This is a genomic window from Protofrankia coriariae (assembly GCF_001017755.1).
Classification (GTDB): domain Bacteria; phylum Actinomycetota; class Actinomycetes; order Frankiales; family Frankiaceae; genus Protofrankia; species Protofrankia coriariae.
In genome coordinates, this window is record NZ_JWIO01000004.1 from 154,311 (window position 1) to 180,402 (window position 26,092).

Annotated in this window: 22 protein-coding genes and 2 pseudogenes (1 of these 24 running past the window's edge); 6 read left to right on the top strand and 18 right to left on the bottom strand. The window is 71.2% G+C overall.

All coding sequences use genetic code 11. The features are described from left to right. The 5 genes from FrCorBMG51_RS04445 to FrCorBMG51_RS04470 form a co-directional block, all read right to left on the bottom strand. Nucleotides 1–1,875 (bottom strand): ABC transporter ATP-binding protein (locus tag FrCorBMG51_RS04445; RefSeq protein WP_052914302.1); only part of this gene is annotated, 1,875 nt, incomplete at its 3' end. 147 nt (nucleotides 1,876–2,022) lie between these two features. Next, nucleotides 2,023–3,915: an ABC transporter ATP-binding protein gene (locus tag FrCorBMG51_RS04450; RefSeq protein ID WP_476742104.1), complete on the bottom strand. Its 1,893-nt coding sequence runs from the start codon at nucleotides 3,913–3,915 to the stop codon at nucleotides 2,023–2,025. A 630-nt stretch (nucleotides 3,916–4,545) separates the two neighbouring features. Next, nucleotides 4,546–5,337 (bottom strand): imidazole glycerol phosphate synthase subunit HisF, encoded by a 792-nt coding sequence (gene hisF / locus FrCorBMG51_RS04460; protein ID WP_047221821.1) that lies wholly within the window; start codon nucleotides 5,335–5,337, stop codon nucleotides 4,546–4,548. Continuing rightward, complete coding sequence (priA, locus tag FrCorBMG51_RS04465) at nucleotides 5,334–6,065, bottom strand: bifunctional 1-(5-phosphoribosyl)-5-((5-phosphoribosylamino)methylideneamino)imidazole-4-carboxamide isomerase/phosphoribosylanthranilate isomerase PriA (protein ID WP_047221822.1); 732 nt, start codon at nucleotides 6,063–6,065, stop codon at nucleotides 5,334–5,336. The genes hisF and priA overlap by 4 nt, the downstream gene beginning before the upstream one ends. Nucleotides 6,066–6,219: 154 nt before the next feature. Further along, a complete protein-coding gene (locus FrCorBMG51_RS04470) occupies nucleotides 6,220–6,753 on the bottom strand; it encodes a YceI family protein (RefSeq protein WP_047221823.1) in 534 nt (177 codons plus the stop codon). Between the two features lie 614 nt (nucleotides 6,754–7,367). On the opposite strand from FrCorBMG51_RS04470, the gene FrCorBMG51_RS04475 reads away from it, so the two are divergent. Next, complete coding sequence (locus FrCorBMG51_RS04475) at nucleotides 7,368–8,633, top strand: MFS transporter (protein ID WP_052914281.1); 1,266 nt, start codon at nucleotides 7,368–7,370, stop codon at nucleotides 8,631–8,633. A gap of 75 nt (nucleotides 8,634–8,708) precedes the next feature. On the opposite strand, the gene FrCorBMG51_RS04480 is transcribed toward FrCorBMG51_RS04475, so the two are convergent. The 3 genes from FrCorBMG51_RS04480 to FrCorBMG51_RS04490 form a co-directional block, all read right to left on the bottom strand. Then, nucleotides 8,709–8,906, bottom strand: coding sequence for a DUF433 domain-containing protein (locus tag FrCorBMG51_RS04480; RefSeq protein ID WP_047221825.1), 198 nt, complete (start codon nucleotides 8,904–8,906; stop codon nucleotides 8,709–8,711). Nucleotides 8,907–9,651: 745 nt separating this feature from the next. Further along, nucleotides 9,652–10,026 (bottom strand): DUF5615 family PIN-like protein, encoded by a 375-nt coding sequence (locus tag FrCorBMG51_RS04485; protein ID WP_047221826.1) that lies wholly within the window; start codon nucleotides 10,024–10,026, stop codon nucleotides 9,652–9,654. Next, a complete protein-coding gene (locus tag FrCorBMG51_RS04490; RefSeq protein WP_076843259.1) occupies nucleotides 10,023–10,253 on the bottom strand; it encodes a DUF433 domain-containing protein in 231 nt (76 codons plus the stop codon). Before FrCorBMG51_RS04490 ends, FrCorBMG51_RS04485 begins: the two co-directional genes overlap by 4 nt. 1,224 nt (nucleotides 10,254–11,477) lie before the next feature. On the opposite strand from FrCorBMG51_RS04490, the gene FrCorBMG51_RS04495 reads away from it, so the two are divergent. The 3 genes from FrCorBMG51_RS04495 (at nucleotide 11,478) to FrCorBMG51_RS04505 (ending at nucleotide 14,181) form a co-directional block, all read left to right on the top strand. Continuing rightward, nucleotides 11,478–12,350, top strand: a complete 873-nt coding sequence (locus FrCorBMG51_RS04495; protein WP_476742105.1) for an ABC transporter ATP-binding protein — start codon at nucleotides 11,478–11,480, stop codon at nucleotides 12,348–12,350. 123 nt (nucleotides 12,351–12,473) lie between these two features. Next, a complete protein-coding gene (locus tag FrCorBMG51_RS04500; protein WP_086055236.1) occupies nucleotides 12,474–13,331 on the top strand; it encodes an ABC transporter permease in 858 nt (285 codons plus the stop codon). Continuing rightward, entirely contained in the window at nucleotides 13,324–14,181 is an 858-nt protein-coding gene (locus FrCorBMG51_RS04505) for an ABC transporter permease (RefSeq protein WP_047221828.1), read from the top strand. The genes FrCorBMG51_RS04500 and FrCorBMG51_RS04505 overlap by 8 nt, the downstream gene beginning before the upstream one ends. A 48-nt stretch (nucleotides 14,182–14,229) precedes the next feature. Here FrCorBMG51_RS04505 and FrCorBMG51_RS04510 read toward each other — a convergent pair whose 3' ends face one another. From FrCorBMG51_RS04510 to FrCorBMG51_RS04530, 6 genes and pseudogenes are all read right to left on the bottom strand, one after another. Further along, on the bottom strand, nucleotides 14,230–15,168 hold the full coding sequence (locus FrCorBMG51_RS04510) for an LLM class flavin-dependent oxidoreductase (RefSeq protein WP_047221829.1): 939 nt from the start codon (nucleotides 15,166–15,168) through the stop codon (nucleotides 14,230–14,232). Nucleotides 15,169–15,229: 61 nt separating this feature from the next. Then, complete coding sequence (locus FrCorBMG51_RS04515) at nucleotides 15,230–16,024, bottom strand: enoyl-CoA hydratase/isomerase family protein (RefSeq protein WP_047221830.1); 795 nt, start codon at nucleotides 16,022–16,024, stop codon at nucleotides 15,230–15,232. Continuing rightward, entirely contained in the window at nucleotides 16,021–16,194 is a 174-nt protein-coding gene (locus tag FrCorBMG51_RS27900) for a hypothetical protein (protein WP_157180385.1), read from the bottom strand. Before FrCorBMG51_RS27900 ends, FrCorBMG51_RS04515 begins: the two co-directional genes overlap by 4 nt. Continuing rightward, nucleotides 16,191–17,350 (bottom strand): annotated as a pseudogene (locus FrCorBMG51_RS33505) (phosphotransferase family protein). The gene FrCorBMG51_RS27900 and the pseudogene FrCorBMG51_RS33505 overlap by 4 nt, the downstream one beginning before the upstream one ends. Continuing rightward, complete coding sequence (locus FrCorBMG51_RS04525) at nucleotides 17,308–18,234, bottom strand: DUF7064 domain-containing protein (protein WP_047221831.1); 927 nt, start codon at nucleotides 18,232–18,234, stop codon at nucleotides 17,308–17,310. Before FrCorBMG51_RS04525 ends, FrCorBMG51_RS33505 begins: the two are co-directional and overlap by 43 nt. After that, complete coding sequence (locus tag FrCorBMG51_RS04530; RefSeq protein WP_086055237.1) at nucleotides 18,231–20,081, bottom strand: AMP-dependent synthetase/ligase; 1,851 nt, start codon at nucleotides 20,079–20,081, stop codon at nucleotides 18,231–18,233. The genes FrCorBMG51_RS04525 and FrCorBMG51_RS04530 overlap by 4 nt, the downstream gene beginning before the upstream one ends. Nucleotides 20,082–20,239: 158 nt before the next feature. Between FrCorBMG51_RS04530 and FrCorBMG51_RS30585 the strand changes: the two genes are divergently transcribed. Beyond that, nucleotides 20,240–21,349 (top strand): helix-turn-helix transcriptional regulator, encoded by a 1,110-nt coding sequence (locus FrCorBMG51_RS30585; protein ID WP_052914283.1) that lies wholly within the window; start codon nucleotides 20,240–20,242, stop codon nucleotides 21,347–21,349. Nucleotides 21,350–21,421: 72 nt separating this feature from the next. Beyond that, on the top strand, nucleotides 21,422–22,717 hold the full coding sequence (locus FrCorBMG51_RS04540; protein WP_047221832.1) for a helix-turn-helix transcriptional regulator: 1,296 nt from the start codon (nucleotides 21,422–21,424) through the stop codon (nucleotides 22,715–22,717). 98 nt (nucleotides 22,718–22,815) lie between these two features. Here the strand turns inward: FrCorBMG51_RS04540 and FrCorBMG51_RS32360 are convergent, their stop codons facing one another. The 4 genes and pseudogenes from FrCorBMG51_RS32360 to FrCorBMG51_RS04555 all read right to left on the bottom strand — a co-directional run. Then, nucleotides 22,816–23,571 (bottom strand): YcaO-like family protein, encoded by a 756-nt coding sequence (locus FrCorBMG51_RS32360; RefSeq protein WP_476742100.1) that lies wholly within the window; start codon nucleotides 23,569–23,571, stop codon nucleotides 22,816–22,818. After that, the gene (locus FrCorBMG51_RS32365; protein ID WP_268760528.1) at nucleotides 23,523–24,122 is read right to left on the bottom strand and encodes a YcaO-like family protein; all 600 of its coding nucleotides are present in this window, start codon (nucleotides 24,120–24,122) and stop codon (nucleotides 23,523–23,525) included. Before FrCorBMG51_RS32365 ends, FrCorBMG51_RS32360 begins: the two co-directional genes overlap by 49 nt. A gap of 9 nt (nucleotides 24,123–24,131) precedes the next feature. Beyond that, nucleotides 24,132–25,586, bottom strand: coding sequence for a YcaO-like family protein (locus FrCorBMG51_RS04550; RefSeq protein WP_052914284.1), 1,455 nt, complete (start codon nucleotides 25,584–25,586; stop codon nucleotides 24,132–24,134). Continuing rightward, nucleotides 25,583–26,092: pseudogene (locus FrCorBMG51_RS04555) on the bottom strand (CocE/NonD family hydrolase); it runs 1,147 nt beyond the window's last position. Before FrCorBMG51_RS04555 ends, FrCorBMG51_RS04550 begins: the two are co-directional and overlap by 4 nt.

A 26,092-nucleotide genomic window follows, 5' to 3' on the forward strand; every position in this document is an offset into this window, starting at 1 on the left:
CGGGCCGCCGGTACCGGCGGCCCACGAGGCGTGCAGCCGCTGGTACACGCCGGGGAGTACGACCAGCTCCGCGTGGGTGCCCTGTTGGACGATCCGGCCGGCGTCGACGACGACGACGAGGTCCGCGGACTCGGCCGTGGACAGCCGGTGGGCGATCGTGACCGACGTCCGCCCACGGGTGATCTCGCGCAGCGCGCCGGCCAGCCGCACCTCGGTCGCCGGATCCACCGCCGACGTCGCCTCGTCGAGGACGAGCAGGTCCGGAGCGGCGACCTGGGCGCGGGCGAGCGCCACCAGCTGGCGCTCGCCCGCGGCCAGCAGGCCGCCGCGCTCACCGACGCGGGTCCGCACACCGTCGGTGAACCCGCTGATCCAGTCGGCGAGCCCCAGCGCATCGAACGCGTCCTTGACATCACTGTCAGTGGCATCCGGGCGTCCGTAGCGGACGTTGTCGGCGATGCTCGCGTCGAAGAGGAACCCCTCCTGCGGGAGCATCACGACCCGCCGGCGCAGCGCGGCGAACCGCACCCGCGCCAGCGGTACCCCGGCGACGAGCACCTGGCCGGCGGTCGGATCCGTCAGGCGGACGAGCAACCTGGCGAGCGTGGTCTTGCCCGACCCGGTCTCGCCGACCACCGCGACCCGGCTGCCGGCCGCGATCCACAGGTCGACGCCGCACAGCACGGGCGGGCCGCCCGGATAGGCGAACGAGACCCGCTCGAAGCACACCGACAGCGGGCCGGCGGGCAGCTGACGCCCGTCCGGGCCGGGGTCGGGCACGTCGCGGGGGGTGTCCAGCACGTCCAGGACGCGGCGCAGGCCGGCGAGGGCGCCCGCGCCCTCGTTGAGCATCTCGGTCAGCGTCTGCAACGGCACCACGAACAGCGTCACCAGGAAGAGGAAGGCCACCAGCCGCCCGGCGCTGAGATGGCCGCCCACCCCGAGCAGCACCCCGCCGACCACCACCGCGCCGGTGGCGCCCGCCGCCACCAGCTCCCCGGCGGAGAAGACCATGGCGACCAGGCGCTGCGCGGCCGTCTGCGCCGAGCGGTACCGGTCGACGGCGGTGTCCACCCGGGCCGCCGTGCGCGCCTGGACGCCGTAGGCGCGCACCACCGCCGCGCCGACCACCGACTCCGAGATCGCGCCCAGCATGTCCCCGACCCGTTCCCGCACGGTCAGGTACCGCCTGGCGACCCGCGACTGGAAGCGCCACACCACCACGGCCATCGGGACGAAACAGGCGTAGACGACGATGGTCAGCAGCCAGGAGTACACCGCCATCAGCGCGGTCGCGACCATCATCTGCCCGGCGGAGAGCAGCAGCACCATGCCGCCGAACTGCAGGAACTGCGACATCTGGTCGACGTCGCTGGTCACCCGGGAGGTCAGCGTCCCGCGCCGCTGCCGCGCCTGGGCCAGCACGGACATCTCGTGGATGTGCCGGAACGCCCGCACCCGCATGGTCGCCAGGGCCGCCTCCGACGCCCGGTACAGCCGGACGTTCATCCGGTAGGCCGCCAGCGCCGTCACCACGATCGCCACGGCCGCGGCCACCACCGCGTGGCGCACCACGGCAGGGTCCGGCCGGCCGGCCAGCAGGCCACGGTCGACGGTCTGCTGGACGGCGATCGGGATCACCACCCGTCCCACGGTCGCGACCGCGGCAAGGGCCAGTGTCACGGGCAGGCCGGCGGTGAGCTCCGGCGCGAGCCGGCGGATCCGGCCCACCGTGGCCCACAGCGACTCCCGGGACCGCGGGGGCGGGGCCGCTGTCCGCGCCTGCGCCGGGGCCTGCGCCGGATCACCGCCCGGCTCCCAGCCCGGATCACCGCCTGGATCACGAGGTGTGGGCACGACGGCGGCGCTCACCACGCCAGCCCGACGTCACCGACCGTGCCCTCCTGTGTCGCTGACCGGTGCGCGCTCATCCCGGCAGCCCCGCGTCCTCGGACCGGCCGCCGTCCACATCTGCCAGGTCATACGCGGACAGCAACGCCGCGTAACCAGGCGTGGTGACCATCAGTTCACGATGACTGCCGCGCCCGGCGATCCGTCCCCGTTCCAGGTAGACGACGTCGTCGGCGAGCTCGATCGTCGCCCGCCGGTGCGCGACGACAACCACCGTGGACGCGCCCGCCCGCGCCCGCAGACCCGCGACGATCGCCGACTCGACCCGCGGGNGACGCTGGACGTCGCGTCGTCGAGCACCAGCAGGCGGGGCCGGCGGACCAGCGCGCGGGCCAGCGCGATCCGCTGCCGCTGACCACCCGAGAGCGTCGTGCCCCGCTCGCCGACCTGCGTGTCCAGCCCGGCGGGCAGCGCGGCGACGAAACGGTCCGCCTGGGCCCGGGCGAGCGCATCCCGGACCGCGTCGTCGTCCACCGCGAGGCCGAGGGCGACGTTGGCGCGGACGGTGTCGTCGAACAGGAACGCCTGCTGAGGGACGAGGGCCGCCACCGCGGCGACCTCGTCGCGCGCGAGCTCCGCCAGGTCGACCCCGTCCACCCGGACCGTTCCGGTGTCGGGGTCGTACAGCCTGACCAGCAGGCCGGCCAGCGTCGACTTGCCCGCGCCGGTCCGCCCCACCAGCGCCACCACCCGGCCCGCCGGCACCTCGAAGCTCACCTTCTCCAGCGCCGGACGCTCCAGCGCCGGACGCCGCGCGAACGGCCGCGGATAGGCGTAGGAGACGGCGTCCACCGCCAGCGCCACCGGCGCGCGCCCCGGCACGGCCGTCGAGCCGAAACACTGGTCGTCGCGCGCCCGCAGCACCGTGCTCACCCGGCGGTGACCGACGACCGACCTGGGCAGCTCGCCGAACACCCAGCCGATCGCCCGCAGCGGGAAGGCCAGCAGCGTGAACAGGTAGGCGACCCGCACCAACTCCCCGACCTCCAGGCTGCCCGCGGAGATCCGGGCCGTCCCGACCAGCAGGACGACCAGCACGCCGATGTTGGGCAACGCGTCCATCACCGGGTCGAACAACCCCCGGACCTGCCCGGCGCGCACCATCGCCGCGCGCAGCTCGTCCGCCTTGCGGGCGAACCGGGCCGTCTCGTCGGCCTCCCGGCCCATCGTCTTGACCACCAGCGCGCCGTCGAAGGACTCGTGCGCGAGCCCGCTGACCTCCGCCCGCAGCTGCTGGACGCGGGCGAGCAGCGGGGAGATCTTCCGGCCATAGATGATGTTGACAACGCCGAAGGCCGGGAAGACGACACATCCCACACCGGCGAGCAACGGGTCGGTGACGATCAGCACCACCAGGGCGAAGACCAGCGTACCCAGCACCCCCACCGCGAACGGCAGCGGGATGACCGGCGCCCAGCTCGCCTCGACGTCGGCGTTCGCGTTCGACAGCAACAGACCGGTCGGATGGCGCTGGTGCCAGGACAGCGGCAGCCGCAGGTACTGCCGGATGACGCGGCGACGATAGGCGGCCTGCAACCGGTAGGTCATCACACCGCCGCCGAGCCGGCGTACGAACATCCCGACGGCCCGCCCCACCCCGACCGTGAACAGGACCGCCGCGGCCAGCACGAGGCCGCCGACACCGGCCCGGCCGGTCGCGAAGGACGGCAGCACGACCCTGTCGACGACCTCGCCGAGCACCACCGCGCTCGTCACCATCATGAAGCCGAACAGGCCGCTGCCGACGACCGCGACGACGAACGTACCCGGCTCGTCCCGGATCCCCGAACCGAGGATGGCCAGCCCCCGGCGGATGACGGCGGGCGAGCCCGCGGAAGGCGACGCCCCCACCACGTCCACGTCCGCTTCCGCCGTGTTCGTTGCCGGGGCGTCCGCTTCGGGGGCAACGCCCACATGCGCGGACGCAGACGCAGACGAGGGCGCGGACGAGGGAGCCGTGGGCGCGGAAGTCCTGGACGCCGGTGCTCTCGCGGCCGCCACCATGTCCGGTTCCGCGGCTGTCAGCGCCTTCGCGTGGCTCGGGGCTGCCTGCGCGTGGTTCGGGGCGTGTTCGGGCACGGTTCTCCCCTCCGCTGCTCACCACGGCCGCGCCGCTCACTGCTGGCCTGCTCACCGCTGACGCTGCGCTCACCACGGCCGCCGGCCCCGGTCGACACCGCCGGGACGCATTCACCTCGACAACGCCGCACACCGCAACGTCTTCTGACCGACGCCACACTCTCCCGAAGTCGTCACCCGCCGGAATCGTCACCCGACGCAATCATCGCCCGACGCAATCATCGCCCGGCGGGTGACGTCCGGTCCATGCGCGCACAGCGCACACGACGACTCGTACACGACATCTGGCGTACGTCAGCTCGCATACGCCAGCTACTGTGCGCAACGGCTACCGCGTGGTGGCTGACCCACATCGGCATCGTCCACCCGCGAGGTGTCCGGCAGACGGCCGTGAGCTGACGGGTGCCCAGCAAACATCCAGCAAACCGGTGCGCCCAGCGGGCTGGCCCGCTCAGCGAAACGCCGCGCCCGGAACCGCCGCCCCCAACGGCACGATCTGCCCGCTGACGGACCCGGTGCGTTCAGCGGCCGCCGCACCCGGCCGGACCGGCGCGTTCAGCGGACCGGCACCGCGGCGGCGCGCAGCGCGTCCTTGACCGCGCCGATACGCAGGTCTCCGAAATGAAAAACGCTCGCGGCGAGCACCGCGTCGGCGCCGGCGGCGACCGCCGGGGCGAAGTCCGCCAGCTGTCCCGCCCCGCCGCTGGCGATGACGGGCACGTCCACGACCGCGCGCACCGCGGCGATCATCTCCAGGTCGTAGCCGTCCCTGGTCCCGTCGGCGTCCATCGAGTTGAGCAGGATCTCCCCGGCTCCGAGCTCCACCGCCCGCGCCGCCCAGGCGACCGCGTCGATGCCCGTGCCGGTACGGCCGCCGTGGGTCGTCACCTCGAACCGGGGCGTGCCGCGGCCCGGTGAGCCCCCCGGGGAATCCACAGCCCGGGTCCGGCGGGCGTCCACCGACAGCACGATGCACTGGCTGCCGAACCGCAGCGCGCACTCGCGGACCAGCTCCGGACGGGCGACCGCGGCGGTGTTGATGCCGACCTTGTCGGCGCCGGCGCGCAGCAACCGGTCGACATCATCGACCGCGCGTACGCCGCCACCGACCGTCAGCGGGATGAAGACCTGTTCGGCGGTGCGCCGGACCACGTCATAGGTGGTCTCACGGTTCCCGCTGGACGCGGTGATGTCGAGGAAGGTCAGCTCGTCGGCGCCCTCGGCGTCGTAGAGCTTCGCCATCTCCACCGGGTCGCCGGCGTCCCGCAGGTCGGTGAAGTTCACGCCCTTGACCACCCGGCCGGCGTCGACGTCCAGACACGGGATCACCCGGACGGCGACAGTCACTGGACGCGCGCGGGCCCGCCGGCGGCCGCCAGCGCCTCCGGCAGGGTGAACGCCCCCGCGTAGAGCGCCTTGCCGACGATGGCGCCCTCGACGCCCGGCACACCCGCGATGGCCACCAGGTCGTCCAGCGACGACACCCCGCCGCTGGCGACCACCGGCCGGGACGTGGCGGCGGTGACGGTACGCAGCAGGTCGAGGTTGGGCCCGGTGAGGGTGCCGTCCCGGTGGACGTCGGTGACCACGTAGCGGGCGCAGCCGTCGGCGTCCAGCCGGGCGAGGACGTCGAACAGCTCGCCGCCGTCGCGGGTCCAGCCGCGGGCGGACAGGGTGGTGCCGCGGACGTCGAGGCCGACGGCGATCCGGTCGCCGACCCGGTCGATCGCCGCGCGCACCCAGTCGGGGTTCTCCAGCGCGGCCGTGCCGATGTTCACCCGGGCCGCGCCGGTCGCCAGCGCCGCGTCCAGGGAGTCGTCGTCGCGGATCCCGCCGGAGAGCTCCACGGCCACGTCGACCGACCGCACCACCTCGGCGATCAGGTCACGGTTCGAGCCCCGGCCGAAGGCCGCGTCGAGGTCGACAAGATGAATCCACTCGGCGCCGTCGCGCTGCCAGGCCAGCGCGGCCTCGCGGGGATCGCCGTAGGAGGTCTCGGAACCGGCCCTGCCCTGGACGAGCCGGACGGCACGGCCGTCGGCGACGTCCACGGCAGGAAGAAGGATCAGCGCCACACCGCACACCCTACGGGTCCCCCGGTCGGCGGGTGTCCGGCGGTGCCGCCGGTGCGGGCGTCGCCGGCGCGGGTGGTGCCCGGCCGGGCTCGCGACAGCGGTCTGGCCGGTTACCGCAGTCTCCGGTTACCGCAGCCCAGGTACCACAGCCCGGTTACTGCAGTACGGCCACGATGTCGAGGTCGATCGCCTGGTATCGGGCGACCGCGCCCTTGCCCTTGCTGATGCCGAACGCATGCCGGTCGGTTCGCGCGATGGCCTGGAAGCGCACCTCGCCGTTGGTCGGCTCGGCCGCCGTGATGGTCAGTTCCACCGGGCGGGAGACCCGCTGCACCGTCAGGGTGCCGGAAAGGGTCCAGCTGCCCGAGGATTCCACTAGCCGTTCGGAGACGAAGGTGATGTCCGGGTAGGTCTCAACGTCCAGGAAGCCCGGCTCCCGCAGATGCTTGTCCCGGGTGCTGCTGGCGGTGTCCAGGCTGGTCGCGTCGACCACGGCACGCACGGTGGACTTGTCCAGCGGGTCGGCGACGACGATCGAACCCTCCCGGACGGCCAGGGTCCCGACCACCTTGATCAGGCCGAACAGCCCACGCGTGGTGAAACGCACGGTGGACCGGGCCGGATCGACACGGTAGGTGCCCGCCCGGGGCGCGGTCACTCCCTGTGAGAATACTGTCCGTTCTGTCATGCTCTTCCTCCTTGACCAAGCTGGGCTCTGTGCCGGGCGGCGCCGGAGCGGCACGATCGCCGGTGGCGTGACGACATCGGTTTCGCCACGAACCGTTCGTACCTGGGTCCGAAACGGTCCACTGACATTCACGGAAAAATGACACTTATCGAAAAACGTCAGAAACACGGCGACAGCCCAGCCCCAGCGCTCGTCACTGGAAGTAGCATCCTGTGACCCGAACGGCACTCCTCCTCACCGGCACGATAAGCGACTGCCACTCCATCCGAAAGCTCCAGCCACGATCCGTGCCCACCGAGCGGCGCACCCACCACGGTCAGGTCGAAGAAGCACGGGCTTCTTGGGACGAACCGGACCAGTTGTGCCGCATGCTTCCGTGGCCGGCCCAGCTGGCACTGCCCCGTTCGGGGCCCAACTGGCACTGCCCCGTTCGGAGCCCAGATGGCACTGCCCCTGGTGGTGCGGCTGTTTCCGCACCGCGCCGGGCGCAATGTCCCGACCGGATCAGCCCTCGGCGAGAGATGCTTGTTGCGTCAGGCCAAGGGCCACCGGTCGGGCCGCGCGTCCCCGGGCAGAGGCGGGGATGCGTCGACCACCGGCGGATGAGGAGGACCGTGAACCCGTTCCGTTCCCTGTCCGTGCGCAACTTCCGGCTCTTCGCGTCCGGCCAGCTCCTGTCGGTCGCGGGGACGTGGATGATGGTCGTCGCCCAGGACTGGCTGGTGCTCGAGCTGACCGACGACTCCGCGAGCGCACTCGGTATCGTGACCGCGCTGCAGTTCACCCCGTCACTGCTGCTGACGCTGCTCGGCGGCCGGCTCGCCGACCGGTACGACAAACGGCTGCTGCTCACCGTCGCCAACCTCGTCTCCGGGATGCTGGCACTCGGGCTCGCCGTGCTGGTGCTCACCGATGGTGTCGCGCTGTGGCACATCCAGCTGTTCGCGCTGGCGCTGGGCGTGGTGAACGCCGTCGAGATGCCAACCCGGCTGGCGTTCGTCAGTGAGATGGTCGGCCCCGAGCTGCTGCCGAACGCCTCGGCGCTGAGCGCCGCGTACTTCAACGTCGCCCGGGTGGCCGGGCCGGCGCTCGCCGGCCTGCTGATCGCCGCGTTCGGCACCGGCCCGGTGATGGTGGTCAACGCGGTGAGCTACCTGGGCACCGTGGTGGGCCTGCGCATGATGCGGCCCGCGGAGCTGCACCGGGTCACCCGGCCGGCCACGGGCACGCGGATCGTGGACGGGCTGCGCTACCTCGCGTCCCGTCAGGATCTGCCGCTGCCGCTGCCGCTGGCGCTGGTCGCCGCCGTCGGCCTGTGCGCGATGAACTTCCAGCTCACGCTGCCGCTGCTGGCCAGGACGGTGTTCCACACCGACGCGGCGGCGTTCGGGCTGCTCACCACCGCGTTCGCCGCCGGTTCGCTGCTCTCGGCGCTGGTGACGACCGGGCGGCGCGGCCGGCCGGCGGCCGGGCTGGTGACCGGCGGAGCGTTCGGCCTCGGTCTGGTGATGACGCTGACCGGCTGGGCCCCGACGTTCGCGACCGCCGCGGTGGGCCTGTTCGCCACCGGGTTCGGGGCGATCTTCTTTGCCCAGGCCGCGAACCATCGCATCCAGCTGGGCAGCGATCCGGCCTTCCGGGGACGGGTGATGTCCGTCTACACGACCATCATGATCGGATCGACGCCGCTCGGCTCCCTGTGGGTCGGCTTCCTCTCGGACCGGCTCAACGCCCGCGCCGGGCTGTGGTTCGGCGGCATCGCAACGATGATCGCCGCCGCCACCGTCCACACCGTCTCCCAGCGCGCCCGAGCCCGCCAGGCACCCGAAGCGCTCCAAACCCCCCAGCCCACCCAGACCGCCCAGCCCGTCCCACGCTGACAGCCCCCTGCTCGATGGCATCGCGACACCTGGCCGGGCCGATCTCCGGACGATGCGTCACCGGCTCAGGCCCACTCACACCGCCGCGGCTGCACACCCCAACGCGGCCAGGACGTCAACGCGCTCAGGACAGGGGTGGTCCGCCAGGACCTCGTCGACGGTACGGCCCGCCGTGAGCTGCCCGACCACAGCACTGACCGTGACCCACATACCCCTGGTCCAGGGCAGGGCACCCATCCGCGCCGGGTCAACGGTGATCCGTTCGAACGCCATCCAGCCCCACGACCACTGTGGCCGCTCCAGATGGAAAGCCTCCTGCTCTTCCCAGGCGCTTCCTCGTCCACACAAAAATCGTTGACGACCAGTGAGGCAAGCCCCGCGGCTCACCCTCACCGGCGCACTCGACCACGCCCACACCCTCAACGCCGACCCCGGACATCCATCCGAGGGGCGTCATGACGCCGGAAACCACCCCGACCACGGCCGGCACCTGCCACTCGTAGGTAGAAAGCGCTGTCCTGACGACCCTTTCCACCTACAGGCGCGGAAGCGGTAGGTGGAAAACGTTGTTGTGATGACGTTTTCCACCTACGGGCCTCGCGTCAGTGCCGCGTTCAGGTGTCTCGCGTGGTGCTCTCAACGGGTTCCGCCCCCAGGGCACCGGTCAAGTACCGCGAATCCCGTCCATCATCACCCGCACAGGCCATGATCCAAACTACTTTGTTGTTGTATACATATCTCCGCGAACAGCGGCACGCGTCGATGGATGCTGGCCATCAGAGAAGATCGGCGCGACTTTGCCATTGCGTACGCCGATGCGGCCAAAAAGCGTACACAACGACAAACTCGCGCCGATCATGGCCTGTGCGGATGGCTGCGGACAGGATTCGCGTCATGCCGGACGCGGACAAGGTCATGTGTCGCGGCGCCGAGCCCGGAGCATTCTGAGGTCGACACTGGGACGGGCGTCACATATCGTGGTCGAGCATGCGTTCCGTAGATCTGGTGGGTAGCGAAGTCAACTGGTACGGAAGGGTAGGAAGCGCACCCGTATCCGGTCCCGCAGCAGCGTGACGACCGCGCCTGCCGTAAGATCGTCTTCCACCTGCGGGAGATTGGCGAGCAGCAGGTCAGCCTGCTGGTCAGGCGTCAGACCGTTCAGATGCCGCAACAGCACGAAGGATGGCGCTGCCCGGCGCTGCCGCGCAAGGATCGCGCTGAAGTCGCTGTCGCTGGAGATGATGATGTGGTCGTGCTCGGTCGCCCACGTGACGATGTCGACGTCGGTCGCTGTGCCAAGTTCAACGTCGACGACGTGGCTGGCTTCGTATCCGGCCTTCCGCAGGGCCGCGGCCACCCGGGGAGACAGGTTGGCGTCGACCAGAACCCTCATGCGGGTTTGGCAAGCGGCAGCTCACGTTCACTCACCGCCGCGGCGGCATACTCCAACGCGGCCAGGACGTCGGCGCGCTCGAGATAGGGGTAGTCCGCCAGGATCTCGTCGATGGTACGGCCCGCCGCGAGCTGCCCGACCACAGCGCTGACCGTGACCCGCATGCCCCTGATGCAGGGCAGACCGCCCATCCGCGCCGGGTCAACGGTGATCCGCTCGAAGGCCACGTAGCCATGCTAACGGCAGCCGGTCCAGACCGCCTGGCAACGACCACACGGAGTTGGCAGCAACGCAGGTTGAACCATGTCCAGGATATGGGCCTGGTAGCCGAGGGACGAATGTGCCCTGTGTCAGCCAGCGGCCACCAGTTGGCGGTGATCCATTCCGCCAGCGGATAAAGACGCCATGGACCAACCGTCGAAAGGCGCCACCGGGCTTCTCCGCCTGCGTCACGCATCTGCCGTCCACCCACAGCTCGTAGAGCGTCGAGCGGGAACAGTCGTCGGTACCCGGGCAGGAGGTGGTGTCGATGGCCAGGTCACAGGCGCGCCCTCTGGTCGGTCGGGAGGGGCGGGGCCTGGAGCGCAGTCCCAAGGGAGGCTCCACGGGCCCGCCGGCACCGCGCACGGCCAGCCGAGCAGCACACGATGCGGCTGCCCGTCAAACCACACAACCTTGATCGTCGCCCAGAACCTCCAACACGCCGCGGATCGGGGAAGGTTCTGGAAAACATCGACATCTCGCTGACCTGCACAAACGTTATCGATCATGGATTTTGGCCCGGTTATCCACGGCCCCTCCCGGAGGTTCTGAAACGATCTTGCATCGTCGCAGGTCAGCGGGGGTGAAAACTGTGGTAGGGTCCCCGCGCAGGCAAAATCCGAGTCGGATTGCAACAACCGCCATCCCCAATGTCCTCTTCCGGTACTTGCCGTCCCCGCGCGGGCAGAAGCCGAGTCGGATTGAAACGGGTGTTTCTTTCGTCTTGAAGCCCCAAGATGCTGTCTTCGTGTGGGAAAAAACGAATCGGACTGCAATCGCTCGAGCCATATAAGGGTGGCGCCGATCCGTATTTCCCGCGAACAGGAGAGAATCTGGTTGTGGGGCTCGGGCCAAACACGGTAGGCGGTGCCGCCCGTGATGGTGGCCGTTGCCGGGGGCGGCTGGGCGAGGCGGTATTATGATCAGTTGTGACTACCGTCTTTCCCTCGTCGGCAGCCGCGCCGGGTGGGTGGGGCGGCGGGGATGGCCTGGGTGATCTCGGTGTAGACGGGCGGGCGGTGGGCACGGGTGTGGGGGCTGCGGGCAGGGGTGTGGGGTCCGGGCCTGTTATTGAGGTGGACGGGGTTGGGAAGACCTTTGTGGTGCGGCGCAGGGCCGGGCGGGCGCGGCGGGAGCGGGTGGACGTTGCCGCCGTGAGTGACCTGACCTTTCAGGTCGACGCCGGGGAGATGGTCGGGTATCTGGGGCCGAACGGGGCCGGGAAATCCACGACGATCAAGATGCTGATCGGAATTCTGGTGCCCAGCGCCGGGCGCATTCGGGTCTGCGGTCTTGACCCGTCCCGACAGCGCACGGAACTGGCGCGTCGACTGGGAGTGGTTTTCGGGCAGCGTACGACGCTGTGGTGGGATCTGCCGTTACGGGACAGCTTCGATCTGCTCCGGCGTATCTACCGAATCCCGGCGGGGCGGTATCAGGAAAACCTTGACCACTTTGTCGAGCTGTTACAGCTCGCCTCTTTTCTTGACACACCCGTCCGGCAACTCTCGCTCGGTCAGCGTATGCGCGGTGATCTCACGGCCGCGCTGCTGCACGATCCGGAGATCGTGTATCTGGACGAGCCGACGATCGGTCTCGACGTCGTCTCCAAGGCCGCCGTACGCGGCTTCCTCACCGCGCTCAACCGGGAGCGCGGGACCACCATCATGCTCACCACCCACGACATGACCGACATCGAGCAGATGTGCCCGCGGGTGCTCGTCATCGACCACGGCCGGCTCGGTTTCGACGGGCGGCTGGCGGACCTGCGCGCCCAGATCGGCGGGGAGCGCGTCCTGGTCGTCGACCTGGCCGAGCCGCGGCCGCCGATCGACGTGGCCGGTACCCGGGTGGTCGAGGTGGACGGGCCCCGCCAGTGGCTGGNNNNCCCCGCCAGTGGCTGGCGTTCCCGGCGGGCGAGAGCGCGGCGCCGCTGGTCGCCGCCGTGGCCGACCGGTATCCGCTGGTCGACCTGTCCATCCGCGAACCGGCGATCGAGGAGATCATCGCCCGGCTGTACACCTCGGGCACCATGGACGCCGCAGGCACCGCAGGCACCATGAACACCTCAGGCATCGTGAGCACCTTGGACGCTGCGAGTTCCCCGGACATCGAGGAATCCTCGGGCGCGAGGAATCCGTGACCGTGGCATCACCGGCAGCGGCATTATCGACAGTGGCGTCGCGGTGAGAGGGGGCGTCGGTACCTACCTTGCGGTCGCCCGGTACAGCGCTCGGCGGTATGCCGGTTATCGGGCCGCCACGGCCGCGGGCGTGTTCACCAACACCGTGTTCGGGATCATCCGTGCCTACGTCCTGCTCCAGGTGTGGCACCAGCGGCCCGGTCTTGGCGGGTACGACACCAGCGGCGTCGTGACGTTCGTCTTCCTCGGGCAGGGGCTGATCACGTCGATGGCGCTGTTCGGCGGCGGCATCGACCTGCCCGAACGCATCCGTTCCGGCGCCGTGGCAATGGACATGGCCCGGCCGGTGGGCTTCCAGACCTGGTGGCTGGCGGACGACGCCGGGCGCGCCGCCATCCAGCTGCTCACCCGGGGGTTGCCGCCCATGCTGGTCGCGGCCCTCCTGTTCGATCTGCGCCTGCCGACACCCGCGAGCCCGGCCGCCGCCGCGGGCACGACCGCCGCCGGGGTGTGGGGTGCCGCCGCCGTGTGGGGGCTGTTCGCCGTGTCCGTGGTTCTGGGTTTCCTGGTCAGTTTCGGGCTGCGCTATCTGATCGCGCTCGCGACCTTCTGGCTGCTCGACCAGCGGGGGCTGGAAAGCGCCTACACCCTGTTCACGGTGTTCTTCTCCGGTATCTCCATGCCCCTGACGATCATGCCGGGGGTGCTGCGGGACCTTGCCGAGGCGCTGCCCTTCGCCGCGATGATGCAGGTGCCGGCGGACGTCCTGCTCGGCAACCGGACAGGTGCATCGCTGGTCGCGGCGATCGCGTTCCAGGTGGGCTGGGCCGTCGTGCTCCTCGCGGCCGGCCGCGCGCTCACCGCCCACGCCACCCGGAAGCTGGTCGTCCAGGGTGGCTGACAACAGCGCGACCCGCCCCGGCCACAAACGGCACAACCGGGGCCGCCGGTACGAAGCGGTGCGGCACTATCTGCTGTTCGCGGGGGCCTGGACGCGGGTCGCCTGGCAGTACCGCGCCTCGGTGCTGCTGCTGGCCGTCGGGCAGTTCCTGGCGACCGGGCTGGACATCGCGGTGATCGGCGTGCTGTTCACCCGCGTGCCGCACCTGGCCGGTTTCGGCCTTGCCGAGGTGGGTTTCCTCTTCGGGACGTCCTGCACCGCCTTTGCCGTGTCCAACATGCTGTTCGGGACGCTGGAACGGGTCGGCGAACGCATCCGGGACGGCAGCCTCGACGTGATGCTGGTCCGGCCGGTCGGGCTGCTCGTGCAGGTCGCCACGGACGGTTTCTCCCCCCGCCGCCTCGGCGGGATCGTCCAGGGCGTCGGTGTTCTCGGACTGTCCCTCGCGGGGCTGAATGTGCCCTGGACGGCCGGCCGCGTCCTGCTCGTCGCCACCATGGTCATCTGTGGGGTCGGTATCTTCAGCGCGGTCTGGATCGCCGGGGCGGCGTTCCAGTTCGTCGTCGAGCAGGCCGCGGAGGCGATGAACGCGGTCACCTATGGCGGGAGTTTCCTGACCCAGTACCCGATGTCGATCTACGGCCGGGACGGGATGCGGCTGCTGACCTTCCTCGTCCCACTGGCGTTCCTCAACTGGCAGCCCGCCCTGTACGTGCTCGACAAGCCCGACCCGCTGGGCCTGCCGTCCCTGTTCCGTTTCGCCTCCCCGCTGGTGGCCGCCGTTCTGCTGGCCCTCGCCGCCACGGCCTGGCGCGCCGGCCTGCGCCACTACCGCTCCACCGGCAGTTGATCTCCAGGCAGGCCGGGTGCGCCTTTCGTACCGGGCCGGGTGCGTCGCTCACACCGGGGCGGGCAGGCCCAGGAGCTTCCGGACCTCGGCGGCGGACTGGATCGACGCCGCCAGGTCCTCACCCTGGGTGATGAAGGTCAGGTCGGTGATCCCGGTGTCCAGGTACGGGGCGCAGAACTCGGCGACGGCCTCGGGCGTCCCGGCCGGCGACCACTTCTCGAAGGCCTCGCGGGGCAGCTTGTAGACGTTCTGCATGTTCTCGGCCAGCCGGCGCGCGGCGCGGTCGGGGTCCGGCCCGAACTCGCACCAGACGATGATGCCGTGACGCCAGGCGATGCCGGTGCGGCCGATGCGCGCCGCCTCCTCGTCGACCTGCTCGATGAAGGAGCGCACCCGCCGGGGGGAGGCCCAGATGGCCAGCCAGCCGTCGCCGAGGCTGGCGGTCCGGCGCAGGGCCGCGTCGCCGCGACCGCCGACGAGCAGCGGCACGGGCGGGTCGGTCGCCGGGTGCACCGCCGCGTCGACCAGGTTGAAGATCTCGCCGACGAACGTCACGGCCTCGCCGGTCATCTGACGGCGGATGATCTGCAGGCTCTCGTCCATCCGCTTGCCGCGCGTGCGCGGGTCGACGCCGCAGACCTCCATCTCCTTGCGGTCGTCGCCGCCGACGCCGACGCCGAGCACGAGCCGGCCCGGGTGCATCTCGCACAGGGTCGACAGCTGCCGGGTAACCGTGGTCGGGTGGCGCAGCGGCAACTGGTAGATGCCGACGTGTACGGGCAGCGTGTCCTGCAGGTTGAGCAGCATCGTGGCGTTGGTCAGACCGTCCCAGCCGTAGCCGCCGTGGAAGCTCACGTGGTCGCCGCAGTGCAGGTGCTGCAGTCCGACCTCGGCCGCCAGCCCCAGCAGCCGGCGGCGTTCGGGCGCCGGGTACCGCGCGAGGTCGTCGCTGAAGACCGACAGGCCGATGTTGACCGCTTCAGTCACGACTGCTCCTGTATGCGCCCGGCGAACGCGGCGGGGTGGCTGCCGGCGGCGGAGCGGCCGGTCATCGCGGGTCGCCTTCGGCGAGGAAGCGCTTGCGCTCGGCGTCGATCTCCGGATTATCCATGATCGAATAGCCGTAGAGCGCTTCGATGCGGAGCTGGTCCTCCAGCGGCCGCCCGATGACTTCGAGGATCGTGTCCTTCGCCGACTCCACGGCGCGCTGCGGGTTGCGCAGGATCTTTGCCGCGAGGTCCTCCGCGCAGGCCATCAGCTCGCCGGCGGGCACGACCCGGGAGACGAGGTTGCACTGCAACGCCCGCCGGGCGTCGATCGGCTCGCCGGTCAGCTCCAACTCGAGCGCGATCCCCGCGCCGCAGATGTTCACCAGGCGCACGATGCCGCCGTCGGCGGGGTGCATCCCGCGGCGTAGCTCGAACGAGCCGAACACGCAGTGCTCGGCGGCGACGCGGATGTCGCAGGCCAGCGCGAGCTCCAGGCCGCCGCCGATGACGTAGCCGTTCAGCGCGGCGATGACGGGCTTCTTCGTGCGGTGCAGCCCGCGGGTGATCCCGCCAGCGAAGCCCCTGGGCAGCGCCTCGCGGCCGAGGCTCGGCCCGGCGCCCGTCCAGTGCCCGACCATCGTCGACAGGTCCGCCCCGGCGCAGAACGCCTTGTCCCCGGCGCCGGTGAGGATCGCCAGGCGGATCTCCTCGTCGTCACGGAAGTCCGTCCAGATCTCCCGCAGGCGTTCGTTGGCATCGGGATCGATCGCGTTGTGCTTCTCGGGCCGGTTCAGTGTGACGTACGCGATCGGCCCCTTCTTCTCGTAGAGGACCTTGTCCGCCGCCTGGCTCATTTCACCGCCCAGGTCGCCGGCACCCCGCGCATCCCGTTGGTGACGTCCGAGACGTTGGTGAGGTTCGAAAGGCCGCGGCGCGGCCGGGTGAAGGCTTCGCGGCGCTCGGCGCGGCCGCGGCCCCGGCAGGCGAACGCCTCGATGCCGGTTCCGACGGGTAAGGCGATCACAGGTTCGCTCCTGTCGTGAGGGGCCGGGCCGCGGCGAGGAAGCCCTCGACGAGGCCGGGCCGGAAGTAGTAGGCGTCGCCGATCCCGTCGGCCACCCGGCGGCGTTGGTACTCGAACAGGACGGCGAGCTTCCACAGCGCCATCGCCGTGTACCAGTCGACGTTGGACACCTCGGTGCCGGTGGCGGCCGCGTAGCGGGCGGCCAGCTCGGCGTGGGAGGGGTAGCCGTCGGCGAGGGTCGCCGCGCTCATCTCGGTCAGCGCGTGCGGTGGCTCGCCGGGCACCGCGTAGGTGGCCAGCAGGTAGCCGACGTCGCGCAGCGGGTCGCCGATCGTCGCCAGCTCCCAGTCGAGCACGGCGACCAGCCGGGCGGGCGGGTCGGCTGCGAGCATGACGTTGCCCAGCCGGAAGTCGCCGTGGACGATCGTCGGCGCGGCCGGCGCCGGCGGGTCGTCCACCAGNCCGGCGGGTCGTCCACCAGCCAGTCCAGCAGCGCGCCGAGCTCCCCCGGCAGGCCGTGCCCGTCGGGGTCGACGATCCGCGCGAAGCGCCGCAGGTGACGCGTGACGTCGCCGGAGGGCCGCCCGAAATCCCCGAGGCCCGCGGCTGCGTGGTCGACGCGGTGCAGCGCGGCGAGCGTGTCGACGAGCGCCTCACCGACCGCGCGCCTGCCGGCCGGCGTGTCGAGCGCCGGTGGCGTGCGGGTGGTGGCGACGATCCCGGCGACATGTGCCATGACGTAGAACGGCGCGCCGATCACCGCGGTGGACTCCTCGACGGCGAGGATCCGCGGCACCGGGACCGGCTCGTCCCACAGCGCCCGCTGCACCCGCGCCTCGCGGACGACGTCGTGGCCGCCCGGCGGGATCGGCGGTGGCGGTGGCCGGCGCACCACCACCCGGCGCTCGCCGTCGGACACCAGGTAGGTCAGGTTGGAGTGGCCCTCACCGATGCGCCGCAGCGTGATCGGCCCGCTGACCAGCCCGCGGTCGCGCAGGTAGGCCTCGAGCCGCGCGGTGTCGAAGGGCGGCGCGCCCTCGACGGACGGGGCGGCCCCGGCGGGCAGAGCGGCCCCGATGGTCTCGGCGGGCGGGGCGGTCTCGGAGGATGCGCTCACTGCGCGTCGACCAGCCGCTTCAGGTAGCCGCGGGGCCACAGCGTCTCGAACTGCCCGGCGCCGGCCTCGCCGTCGATGGTCACCTGGCAGGCAGCCTCGGACATCAGCGTGTCGGAGCCGACGGGCAGGTGCAGGATAGCGTAGCGCCGCATCCACAGGTGCGTTGTCCCGCCGTGGGCGTCGGTCAGCTCAGCTTCCAGGCTCTCCTGGCCCATCTCCCTGTCGTAGGTGGCGTGGTGGCGGCTGTCGACGATCGCCACCGGTTCGCCGTCACGCAGCACGTAGCCGTTGACGCCCAGCTCGCCGCGGGCGATGTGAAACATCGCGTTGAGCTCCCTACCGGACGGGGTGCCGGCGGCGAGCCACTTCCAGTGCTGCACACCGCTCCAGTGCCGCCGTCCCCAGGAGTGGTCGCGGTGGGCCCACACGTCCGCGAACGGGATGACCCGCTCGCCGACCCGCAGGGTGCCCGACGCGCGCCCGGCCTGCTCGAAGCGGTTGGTCGCCATCCACGGCGGGCAGCCCGCCGGGTTCTCGCGGTAGCTGAAGGGCCGGTGACTGGCCTCGAAACGGTAGTCGATGTCCGCCTCGTCGCCGGCAAAAACGATCTCGGCGGTGCGCAGCGGGTCGGGCTGGCGCAGGTACAGGCCCGCGCAGTGCCAGTCGTCCAGCTCGCTGGCGTCGCCCAGTTCGACGTTAAAGGCGCCCAGGACGACGTTCCGCTCGCGGTCGGGGAAGTAGACGCAGACCTGCCGGCCGGCGACACCGCGCCCGTCGGTCCAGACGTACACCTGCGCGGCGATCCGCTCGTCGGGCAGGATCAGGGTCCAGAACAGGCTGTCGCGGGTCTTCACACCCGGCGCGACCCGGTGGCGCAGGTCGTCGCTCTCGACGACGTGACCGGTGGCGAACGTGACGCTCATGCGTAGAGCTCCTCGATGGTCTCGGCGTAGCGCTGTTCGATGGGCCTGCGCCTGAGCTTCGCCGTCGGGGTCAGCTCGTCGCCCCCGGGCGCCCAGTCGTGGTCGAGCACCTTCCAGCGTTTGATCTGCTCGATCCGCGCGAGCTTCTGGTTGCCCCGCTTTACCACGTCCTCGACGGCGGCGGCGACCTGCGGGTGGCGGGTGAGCGCCGCGAAGTCGGTCGGCGGGATACCGGCCCTGGCGCGGAACGCCTCCAGGCCGTCGCGGTCGAGCACGATCAGCGCGACGTTGTACGGGCGGCGGTCACCGATCGCGACGACCTGGGCGATCAGCGGCTGACCCCCCTTGATCGCCTGTTCGATCGCCGACGGCGACATGTTCTTGCCGCCGCTGTTGATGATCAGCGCCTTCTTGCGGTCGGTGATCGTCAGGTAGCCGTCGTCGTCGATGACGCCGATGTCGCCGGTGTGCATCCAGCCGTCCTCGAGGACCTCGGCGGTGCGCCGCGGGTCGTCGAAGTAGCCGGGCATGACCGTGACGCCGCCGACGAGGATCTCGCCATCCTCGGCGATCTTGACCTCCACGCCGGGCAGCGGCACACCACAGGTACCGATCCTGATCCGGTCCGGCGGGCTGGTGGAGATGATGATCGTCTCTGACATTCCGTAGAGCTCGTTGACGGGCAGTCCGATCGCGTGCAGCGCGACCAGCGTGTCCCGGCCGGCCGGCGCGCCGGCCACCCCCAGCCACTCGGTCGCGTCCAGCCCGAGCAGCGCCGGTAACGCGGCCAGCGCGGCCGCGTCCTGCTCCGACCGGGGCGTGCCCTCATCTCCGGCCTGTTCGGCCTCGACCCGCTCGATCGCGCGCTCCCACGCGGCGCGGATCGTCCGGGCCCGCTCGGGCTCGATCGACTCGGCCAGCGCCCGGTGCAGCCCGGCCAGCAGCTTCTCCCAGATCCGCGGCACGCCGAAGAACCGGGTCGGACGCACCTGGCGCAGCGCCGCACCCAACTGCGTGGGGTCGCCCAGGGAGGTGATGTGGCAGCCGAAGACGAAACCGGCGTAGTGGCCGAACATCCGCTCGGCGATGTGCGCCATCGGCAGATAGGAGATGACCCGCGCCCCGGGCGAGACGGGGACGTGGGCGTGGATGGAGGCCATCGTCCGCATCAGGCAGCGGTGCAGGTACGGCACGCCCTTGGGGGAGCCCGTCGTCCCCGAGGTGTAGACGAGGCTGCACAGGTCCCCGGGTGTGACGCGCGCCGCCGTCCGCGTGACGTCGAAGTCCGCCGGGCTGCGGCCCTGCAGCGACGCGAGGTCGTACTCGCCGTCCTGTGCGCCGTCGATGACGACGAGGTGCTCGATGACCGGGCAGGCCCGTTGCAGCGCGCGGGCCTTGTAGGCCAGGGCCGCTTCAGTGATTACAACTTTCGGTGCGCAGTTCTCGACGCACGGCGCCAACTGCTCGACCGGCGAGGTGGCGTACATCGAGTACGGCACCGCCCCGAGCAGCAGCGCCCCCATGTCGACCACGTGGAACTCAAGCCGCGTGCCCAGTAACAGCCCGACCCGGTCACCGTGTCCGATCCCCCACGCCGCCAGCCCACCGGCCACCCGCGCCGCCTGTTCGCGCCACTGGCCGAACGTCAGACTGCGGTCCGAACCGAAGTCGCTCAGCGCCACGTGGTCGGCGTTGGCGTCCGCCACCCGTAAGAACGCCTGGCACAGTGTGGGCTCGGATAAGATCGACTGGATCGTGGTGTTCAGTGGTCTGCTGGCTGGTGATGTGCTGTTTGGCGGTGTGCTGTTTGGCGGTGCGGTCGTCGGTGGTGTGGTTGCCACGCTCATGGGCCCGTGCCTCCTCCGGTAGCACCCCAGGACGCTGCCACCGTTGTTGATCGGGGGCTACTGCCCGGCGAGTGAACACCCTCCCCCGCTGGGCGTAGACAGCTCCGCCCTGTGATGCGCACGCTCTGTGTCGCGTAGCTGCGCTACGCTGCCAGGCAGTGGACGAGCTGCCGCAGCGCATCCGCAGCCAGCGCGCGCGGGCCCGGGCGGTCCGTGGCTACGTCGAGAAACAGCTCTGGACGGAGCTGGACCAGCGCATCGCGGCCGTGCGCGCCCAGGCCCCCTCCGCCGGCTCTGCCGGCCCCGCGGCCCCCGCCGGCTCTGCCGGCCTTGAGGAGCTGGAAATCCTCGTACGCACGGCGGACGAGCTGCGCGCGTGCGAGGAACAGAACCTCTGGATGGGCGACCGCGCGCGCGTCGGAATCCACCAGGCCCTCGGCCGGCTGCGCCGGTGCGCCTCCAGCGCCGAACTGCTCGAGCGCGTCCCGCCCGAACTCACCCGGGCGTGCGGGTTCGCCCGGGCGATGATCTCGCGCGTCCACCACTCCGAGTGGATCCCGATCCTGCCGCCACCGGGAGTCGACCCGGACACCGACGCGTTCCGACGCGCGTTCGGGGACGAGCCCACGCTGCCCCTCCGGCACATGCTGCTCGAGGCCGAGATGGTGCGCCGACGCATCGGCATCCTCGTGGCCGACGCGGCCAGCGACCCGCGCTGCCACGAAGCCTTCGTCACGGTCGCCGGTGCGCGCAGCTACGTCGGCGCGCCTCTCATGCCCAGCGGTCGTGTCATCGGCTTCCTGCACGCCGACCGCCGCGGACAGGACCATCCGGTCACCCAGGACGACCTCGACAACATCGTGCTCTTCGCCGAGCATGTCGGGCTGCTGTACGAACGCGCCGTCTTCGCGGAGGAGCTCCAGCACCGCCGCGCCCGCGTCCAGGCGGCCCAGCTCGCGCTCGCGCGTGACCTCGACGCGGTCAGCAACGCCGAGCTGCGCCTCCAGCTGCCGCCCACGCCCGAGGACGACCCGGATGACGATCACCGGGACAGCACCCCACCGCCAGGACGGATCGCGCTGCTGAGCACCCGCGAGCGCGAGGTGCTCGACCTCATCGTCGCCGGGGAGACCAACAGCGGCATCGCCCGTGAGCTCGTGCTCGGCGAACAGACCGTCAAGACACACGTCGCGCGCGTCCTGCGCAAGCTGGGCGCGACCAGCCGGGCCGAGGCCGCCGCCCGCTACCTGCGCATGCGGGGCCGGTGACGGCCCGTCCCCGGAAGAGCCTGTCCCCGTCAGAGGAGGATCATGCCCCCTACAGAGCCAGCAGCGTCAGCGGTGCCGACAGAGCTGGCAGAGCCGGCGGAGCCGATGCCTCCGGCGTGCCCGGCAGCGTCGACGCCCCCGGCCGGCGGGCGGCGCGATCCCAGCGAACGTCAGATCATCGCCGAGGCTGCCCGGCTCGCTCAGCGTGCCCACCACTCGTGGGGCCTCGCGCTGCCGCCACACCCGCGCGGTGCTGTCCAGAGCCAGCCCGTCCAGACGTTGCATCAGTTGCGCGCAACAGCCGACCAGGCCCTGGCCGAACTTCGCCGACGGGCGGGCCCCGTCGATCCGGAGATCCGCGACGATCTGCTGCGCGCCCTCGAGCTCGAACTCCACCTCAGCCGCCACATCCTGACCCGCAGATCCGCGCGCCGGGCGGCCCTGCGACGCGGGCTGGAGCGCCTGCGGCCGGTGGCGGATCCGGCACATCTGCTCGACCGCGCCTGCGTCGAGGCGCTGCGTAGCTGCGGTGTGCGGCGCGCGATGCTCAGCCGGGTCAGCGACGGTGTCTGGTCCCCCTGGCGATCGGCCGACACGACCGTCCCGGCCGGCGAAACCGGCTCGGCCGGCCGGGACGGTTCCGCCGGCCGGAGCAGTTCGGCCGGCACGGCGCTCTCGGCCGGCACGGGCACCACGGCGGCGTGGCAGGAGCTCGGCCCGATGCCCATCGAGCGCCTTCCGCTGGAGGCCGAGGTCGCGGCCGAGAGACGCCCGGTTCTCGTCGAACGTCCGGCGAGCGATCCTCGCGTCCACCCGGCGCTGCGCCGGCTGCTGACCAGCTCGTTCGTGGTCGCCCCGATCGCCCCGGCCGACACCGTGATCGGCCTGCTGCACCTCGACCGTTCGGGCGAGGCGCGCGAGGTCGACCGTGACGACCTCGAGGTGGCCTGGGCCTTCGCCGAGGGCTTCGGGCGTGTCTACGAACGCGCGGTCCACCGGCAGCGTCTCGACACGCAACGGCGTCTGGTCCAGCGGGCCGCCCAGCGCCAGGATCTCGACACCGCGCCGCCCGACCACGCCATCGACCTTCTCCCCATCGCGCCGCGCGCGCCCGGGCGCTATGAGCCCGACACCGCCAGCCCGCCGGTGGACGCCCCCGAGGAGTCACCGGGCATCCTCACGAGCCGCGAACGCGAGGTCGCCGACCTGATGTGCACCGGCCTGCCCAACGAACAGATCGGCGAACGCCTCGTCATCTCACCCGCGACCGTCAAGAGCCACGTCCGCGCCATCCTGCGCAAACTCGGGGCCGCAAACCGCTCCCACGCCATCGCCATCCACCTGCGCCATACACACAACCCGGCATGACCAGTGCCCGGAAGCCTCCCCGAGTCAGCAGACAGCACCACCCGCAATGCGCTCCGCGGGACAGCGGAACAGATGATCACAAGGTTCGTCGTGGGGGGCTAATGCGGCAGTGGGAAATCTCGGCGGGGTTTGCCTGCTGTCGCGAGTTGTTTGGGCAGGCGGGTGCCGCCGCGGAACGGGAGGCCGACCGAGGAGTTCGAGTACAGGCCCGGCGCCAGCGTGTGGACGACGCGCATGCCGGTCGGGCGGACGTCGTCGGTGGTGACGTCGACCGACACCACTGGATGGCCGGCCCGCGCCAGCGCGGCCGCGAGCACCGCGGGATCGGTCGTCGCGGCGAAGGGGGCGTCGGCGTCGAGGGCCTCCCAGGTGACCGTCCCGGTGACGGCGTCGGCGAGTTCGGTCGCCAGTTGGTCGTGCATCCGCGGGTCGAGGAAGAGTTGGAGGTGGGTGCAGTACTCGACGACGTCGGCGAGGTCGTCCCGGCAGTCGTCGAGGTAGCGCCGGTCGGCCCGCCACCGCTTGAGCGGGCTGTCCGGACGGTTCGCGGCACGCATGTACGGCCCGTCCGGGTCGTCGAGGTCACCGACGAACATCTGTAGCTGGAAGGCTTCGGCCAGCGCCTTGCGCATCGCCGGCTGCGCGGTGGCCCGGCAGGCCGCGCCCATGCTGAGGTAGCCGCTGGCCTCGTCGAACACCAGCGCGCCGATCACGACCATCCCGAACTCGTTCGGGAACTCCAGGAAACGGGTCGTCAGGCTCCCCCGCGCCCCGGTGCCCAGCCGCGCCAGCCAGGGCGGGGGGATCACCTCCCGCAGCGGCCGGCGGCCGNCATCTGGCACAGCGCCGACCACTGGGCGCCGGCCTCGTCGACACCGGCGGCCAGCCCGGAGCCGAGAACCGGGTTGAGGAACGGCACGCCGCGGGCGGGCGCCTGATGCGCGTACGACACCCAGACGAGGTTCGCCGGCACCCAGACGGCGGCGCCGTCCGGCAGCCGGGTGCCGAGCGCCCATTCCAGCTCGTGGTTCTCGCTGAACTCGACGAACGGGAAACGCGGCGAACGATACTGCTCCGGGGCGAACAGCACCACCGAACGCGGGTCGAGAACCTGGCGGCCGGACGCGGTGAGCTCGGCGAAGGTGGCCCGGCGCAGCCCGGCCGGCACCAGGTTGCCGCAGTACCGCTCGACGGCCTCCCCGACGGCCGGCCCGATCGCGGCGGCCTCGTCCAGCAGGGCGTATCCGGCCCCGGCGAAATCGCTGGCCCAGGGGGAGAACCTCGTGGTGTCGGAAAGCACCGCGGTGACCATGAAGAATTCCGCCGGCAGGGCGTGCGCGACGGTATTCCTTTCGAGTCGGCGAATGATGCCCGTACGCGAGTCGAGAATCGTGGAGATGTCCATCTGCCCGCCCTACACGTGGGGAATCGGATACGGGTACACCGTGTCCTCGGTCAGTTTCTCGCTGACCCAGCCCAGTTCGGTGGGCATGGTGTAGAGCCGGCTGCCACCGAGATATGGGAAGGCCGCCGGCGGATTGCAGTACAGCCCCGGCACGACCACGCGTACCACCGTCAGGCCGGCGGCGCGGACGTCGGAGGTGGTCACGTCCACCGAGACGGCCCGCAGGTCCCGCTCGGCCAGGATGTCCAGGTAGTGCTGGCGGGCCCGGGCCTCCTCGACGGCGGGTATGTCGGCGAGCCGGACGGGTCGGGCCCGTTCCCGCAGCCGGTCGAGCGGCCTGCCCTGCATCCGCGGGTCCAGGTAGAGCTGCGCCACGGCGGGCAGGTCGACGAGGTCGCGGAAGTCCGGCCGGAAGTCCTCGGCGTAACGCCGGTCGGCGCGGTAGGGCCGGTAGGCGTGCGCGGGTATTTCGCCACGGGCGACGGCCCGCCAGTGCGCGCTGTCGGGATCCGCCAGCTCGGCGGTCAGTTCCAGCATCGCGAAGGCTTCGACGAGCGCCTTCTTCGCCGCCTCCCGCGGCTTGGCCCGGCAGGCCGTGCCGTAGGAGATGAGGCCATTCCCGGGGTCGGTGAGGAATGCGGCGAGAACCGGGACGTCGAACTGCCCCGGTATACGGAAAAGACGGATTACGCATCCACTGTCGTGCCCTTTTTTATTTCCGTCACCGCGTTCGATATTGTATCCGTCGCGGCCGTCCGGAGAAAACGGGATGTTGTACTGTGCCAGTAGGTCGGCGGCGTCGGCGACGGTGTGCGGGCTCGTCCCGCTGGCCCACCAGATGGTGTTCGCGTCGCGTTCGAAGAGCTCTTCCAGGGCGAACCGTTCGGCGTGTTCGCGGTTCTCCCCGGTGGCTATTCCCGCGTACAGCATCGCGTGGGTGACGGGCTCCCCCGCGTGCCCGCCGCGGAAGTAGTTCAGGTAGGCCATCGACGCGGGCACGAGCACCGGCCGCCCGGTGTGCAGGTCGCGGCCGGGCACCCAGGCCACCGGCAGGTCGCGGGTGAAACGCTGGAAGGGGAAGCCGCGGGCGTCGTACTGGCGGTCGGAGTAGAGCGCGAAGGACGCCGGGTCCAGCGTGTCGCGTCCCGCCGCGGCCAGGGCGGCGTAGCTGGCGATCTCCAGCTTCTCGGGTACCGCGTTGCCGCAGTAGCGTTCCACGACCTCGCCGACGGCAGCTCGGCGCGCCCGGTCGTGATCTCCCAGGGACGCGCCGAAACCGTACCGTTCGCCCGCCCAGGCGGCGAACGCCCGGCTGTCGCCGGCCCGCGCGCTCCACCCGACCCAGGAACTCGGCATGCGGGGGCTCGGTTCGTACGGGAGGACCTGCGTGACGACGCCGAGCCGGGCGTCGACCAGCCGGCGTTCGGCCGGCGGGACATCCGCGATGATCTCCGTGAGAGTCAATGCCGCTCCATTGCCGGTAAGTCGACGAAACAGCCGTGGGCCGGCCCGCTGTGAACCGTCTGGGTGGCTGTTCTGGTGATACTTGAGGTGTACCGGTCGAAACCGGTGCCGAGATTACGTGCCAGCCGCGGGAAGTCGCTGCCGGTGATGTGCAGCTCAAGCCGGCTGCCGGGCCGCAGCACCAGGGCGGTGGCGCCGAGGACGACATCGAGGGTGCGCACGTCGCGCTCGGCGACGGCGGAACCGGAGGTGATCTCAAGGGCCCGGCCGTCGTCGAAACGCTGCACCAGGCGGACGATCCAGTCGGCACTCGGCGCGGTGGTGCCCACGGCCAGCCGAACCGTGGGCGTCCCGGTGACGGTAACGGGCACTGTCAGCGGGCCGCCGCGAAAGATCACGGCATCGCGACGGCTGTCGAGGACGGCCCGGTCGCGATAGGCCGGGATGCTGGGAAAGGGGTTGAGCGGGTCGTGGTCGAAACGATGCTCGGCGGCCCGCCGCGGGGG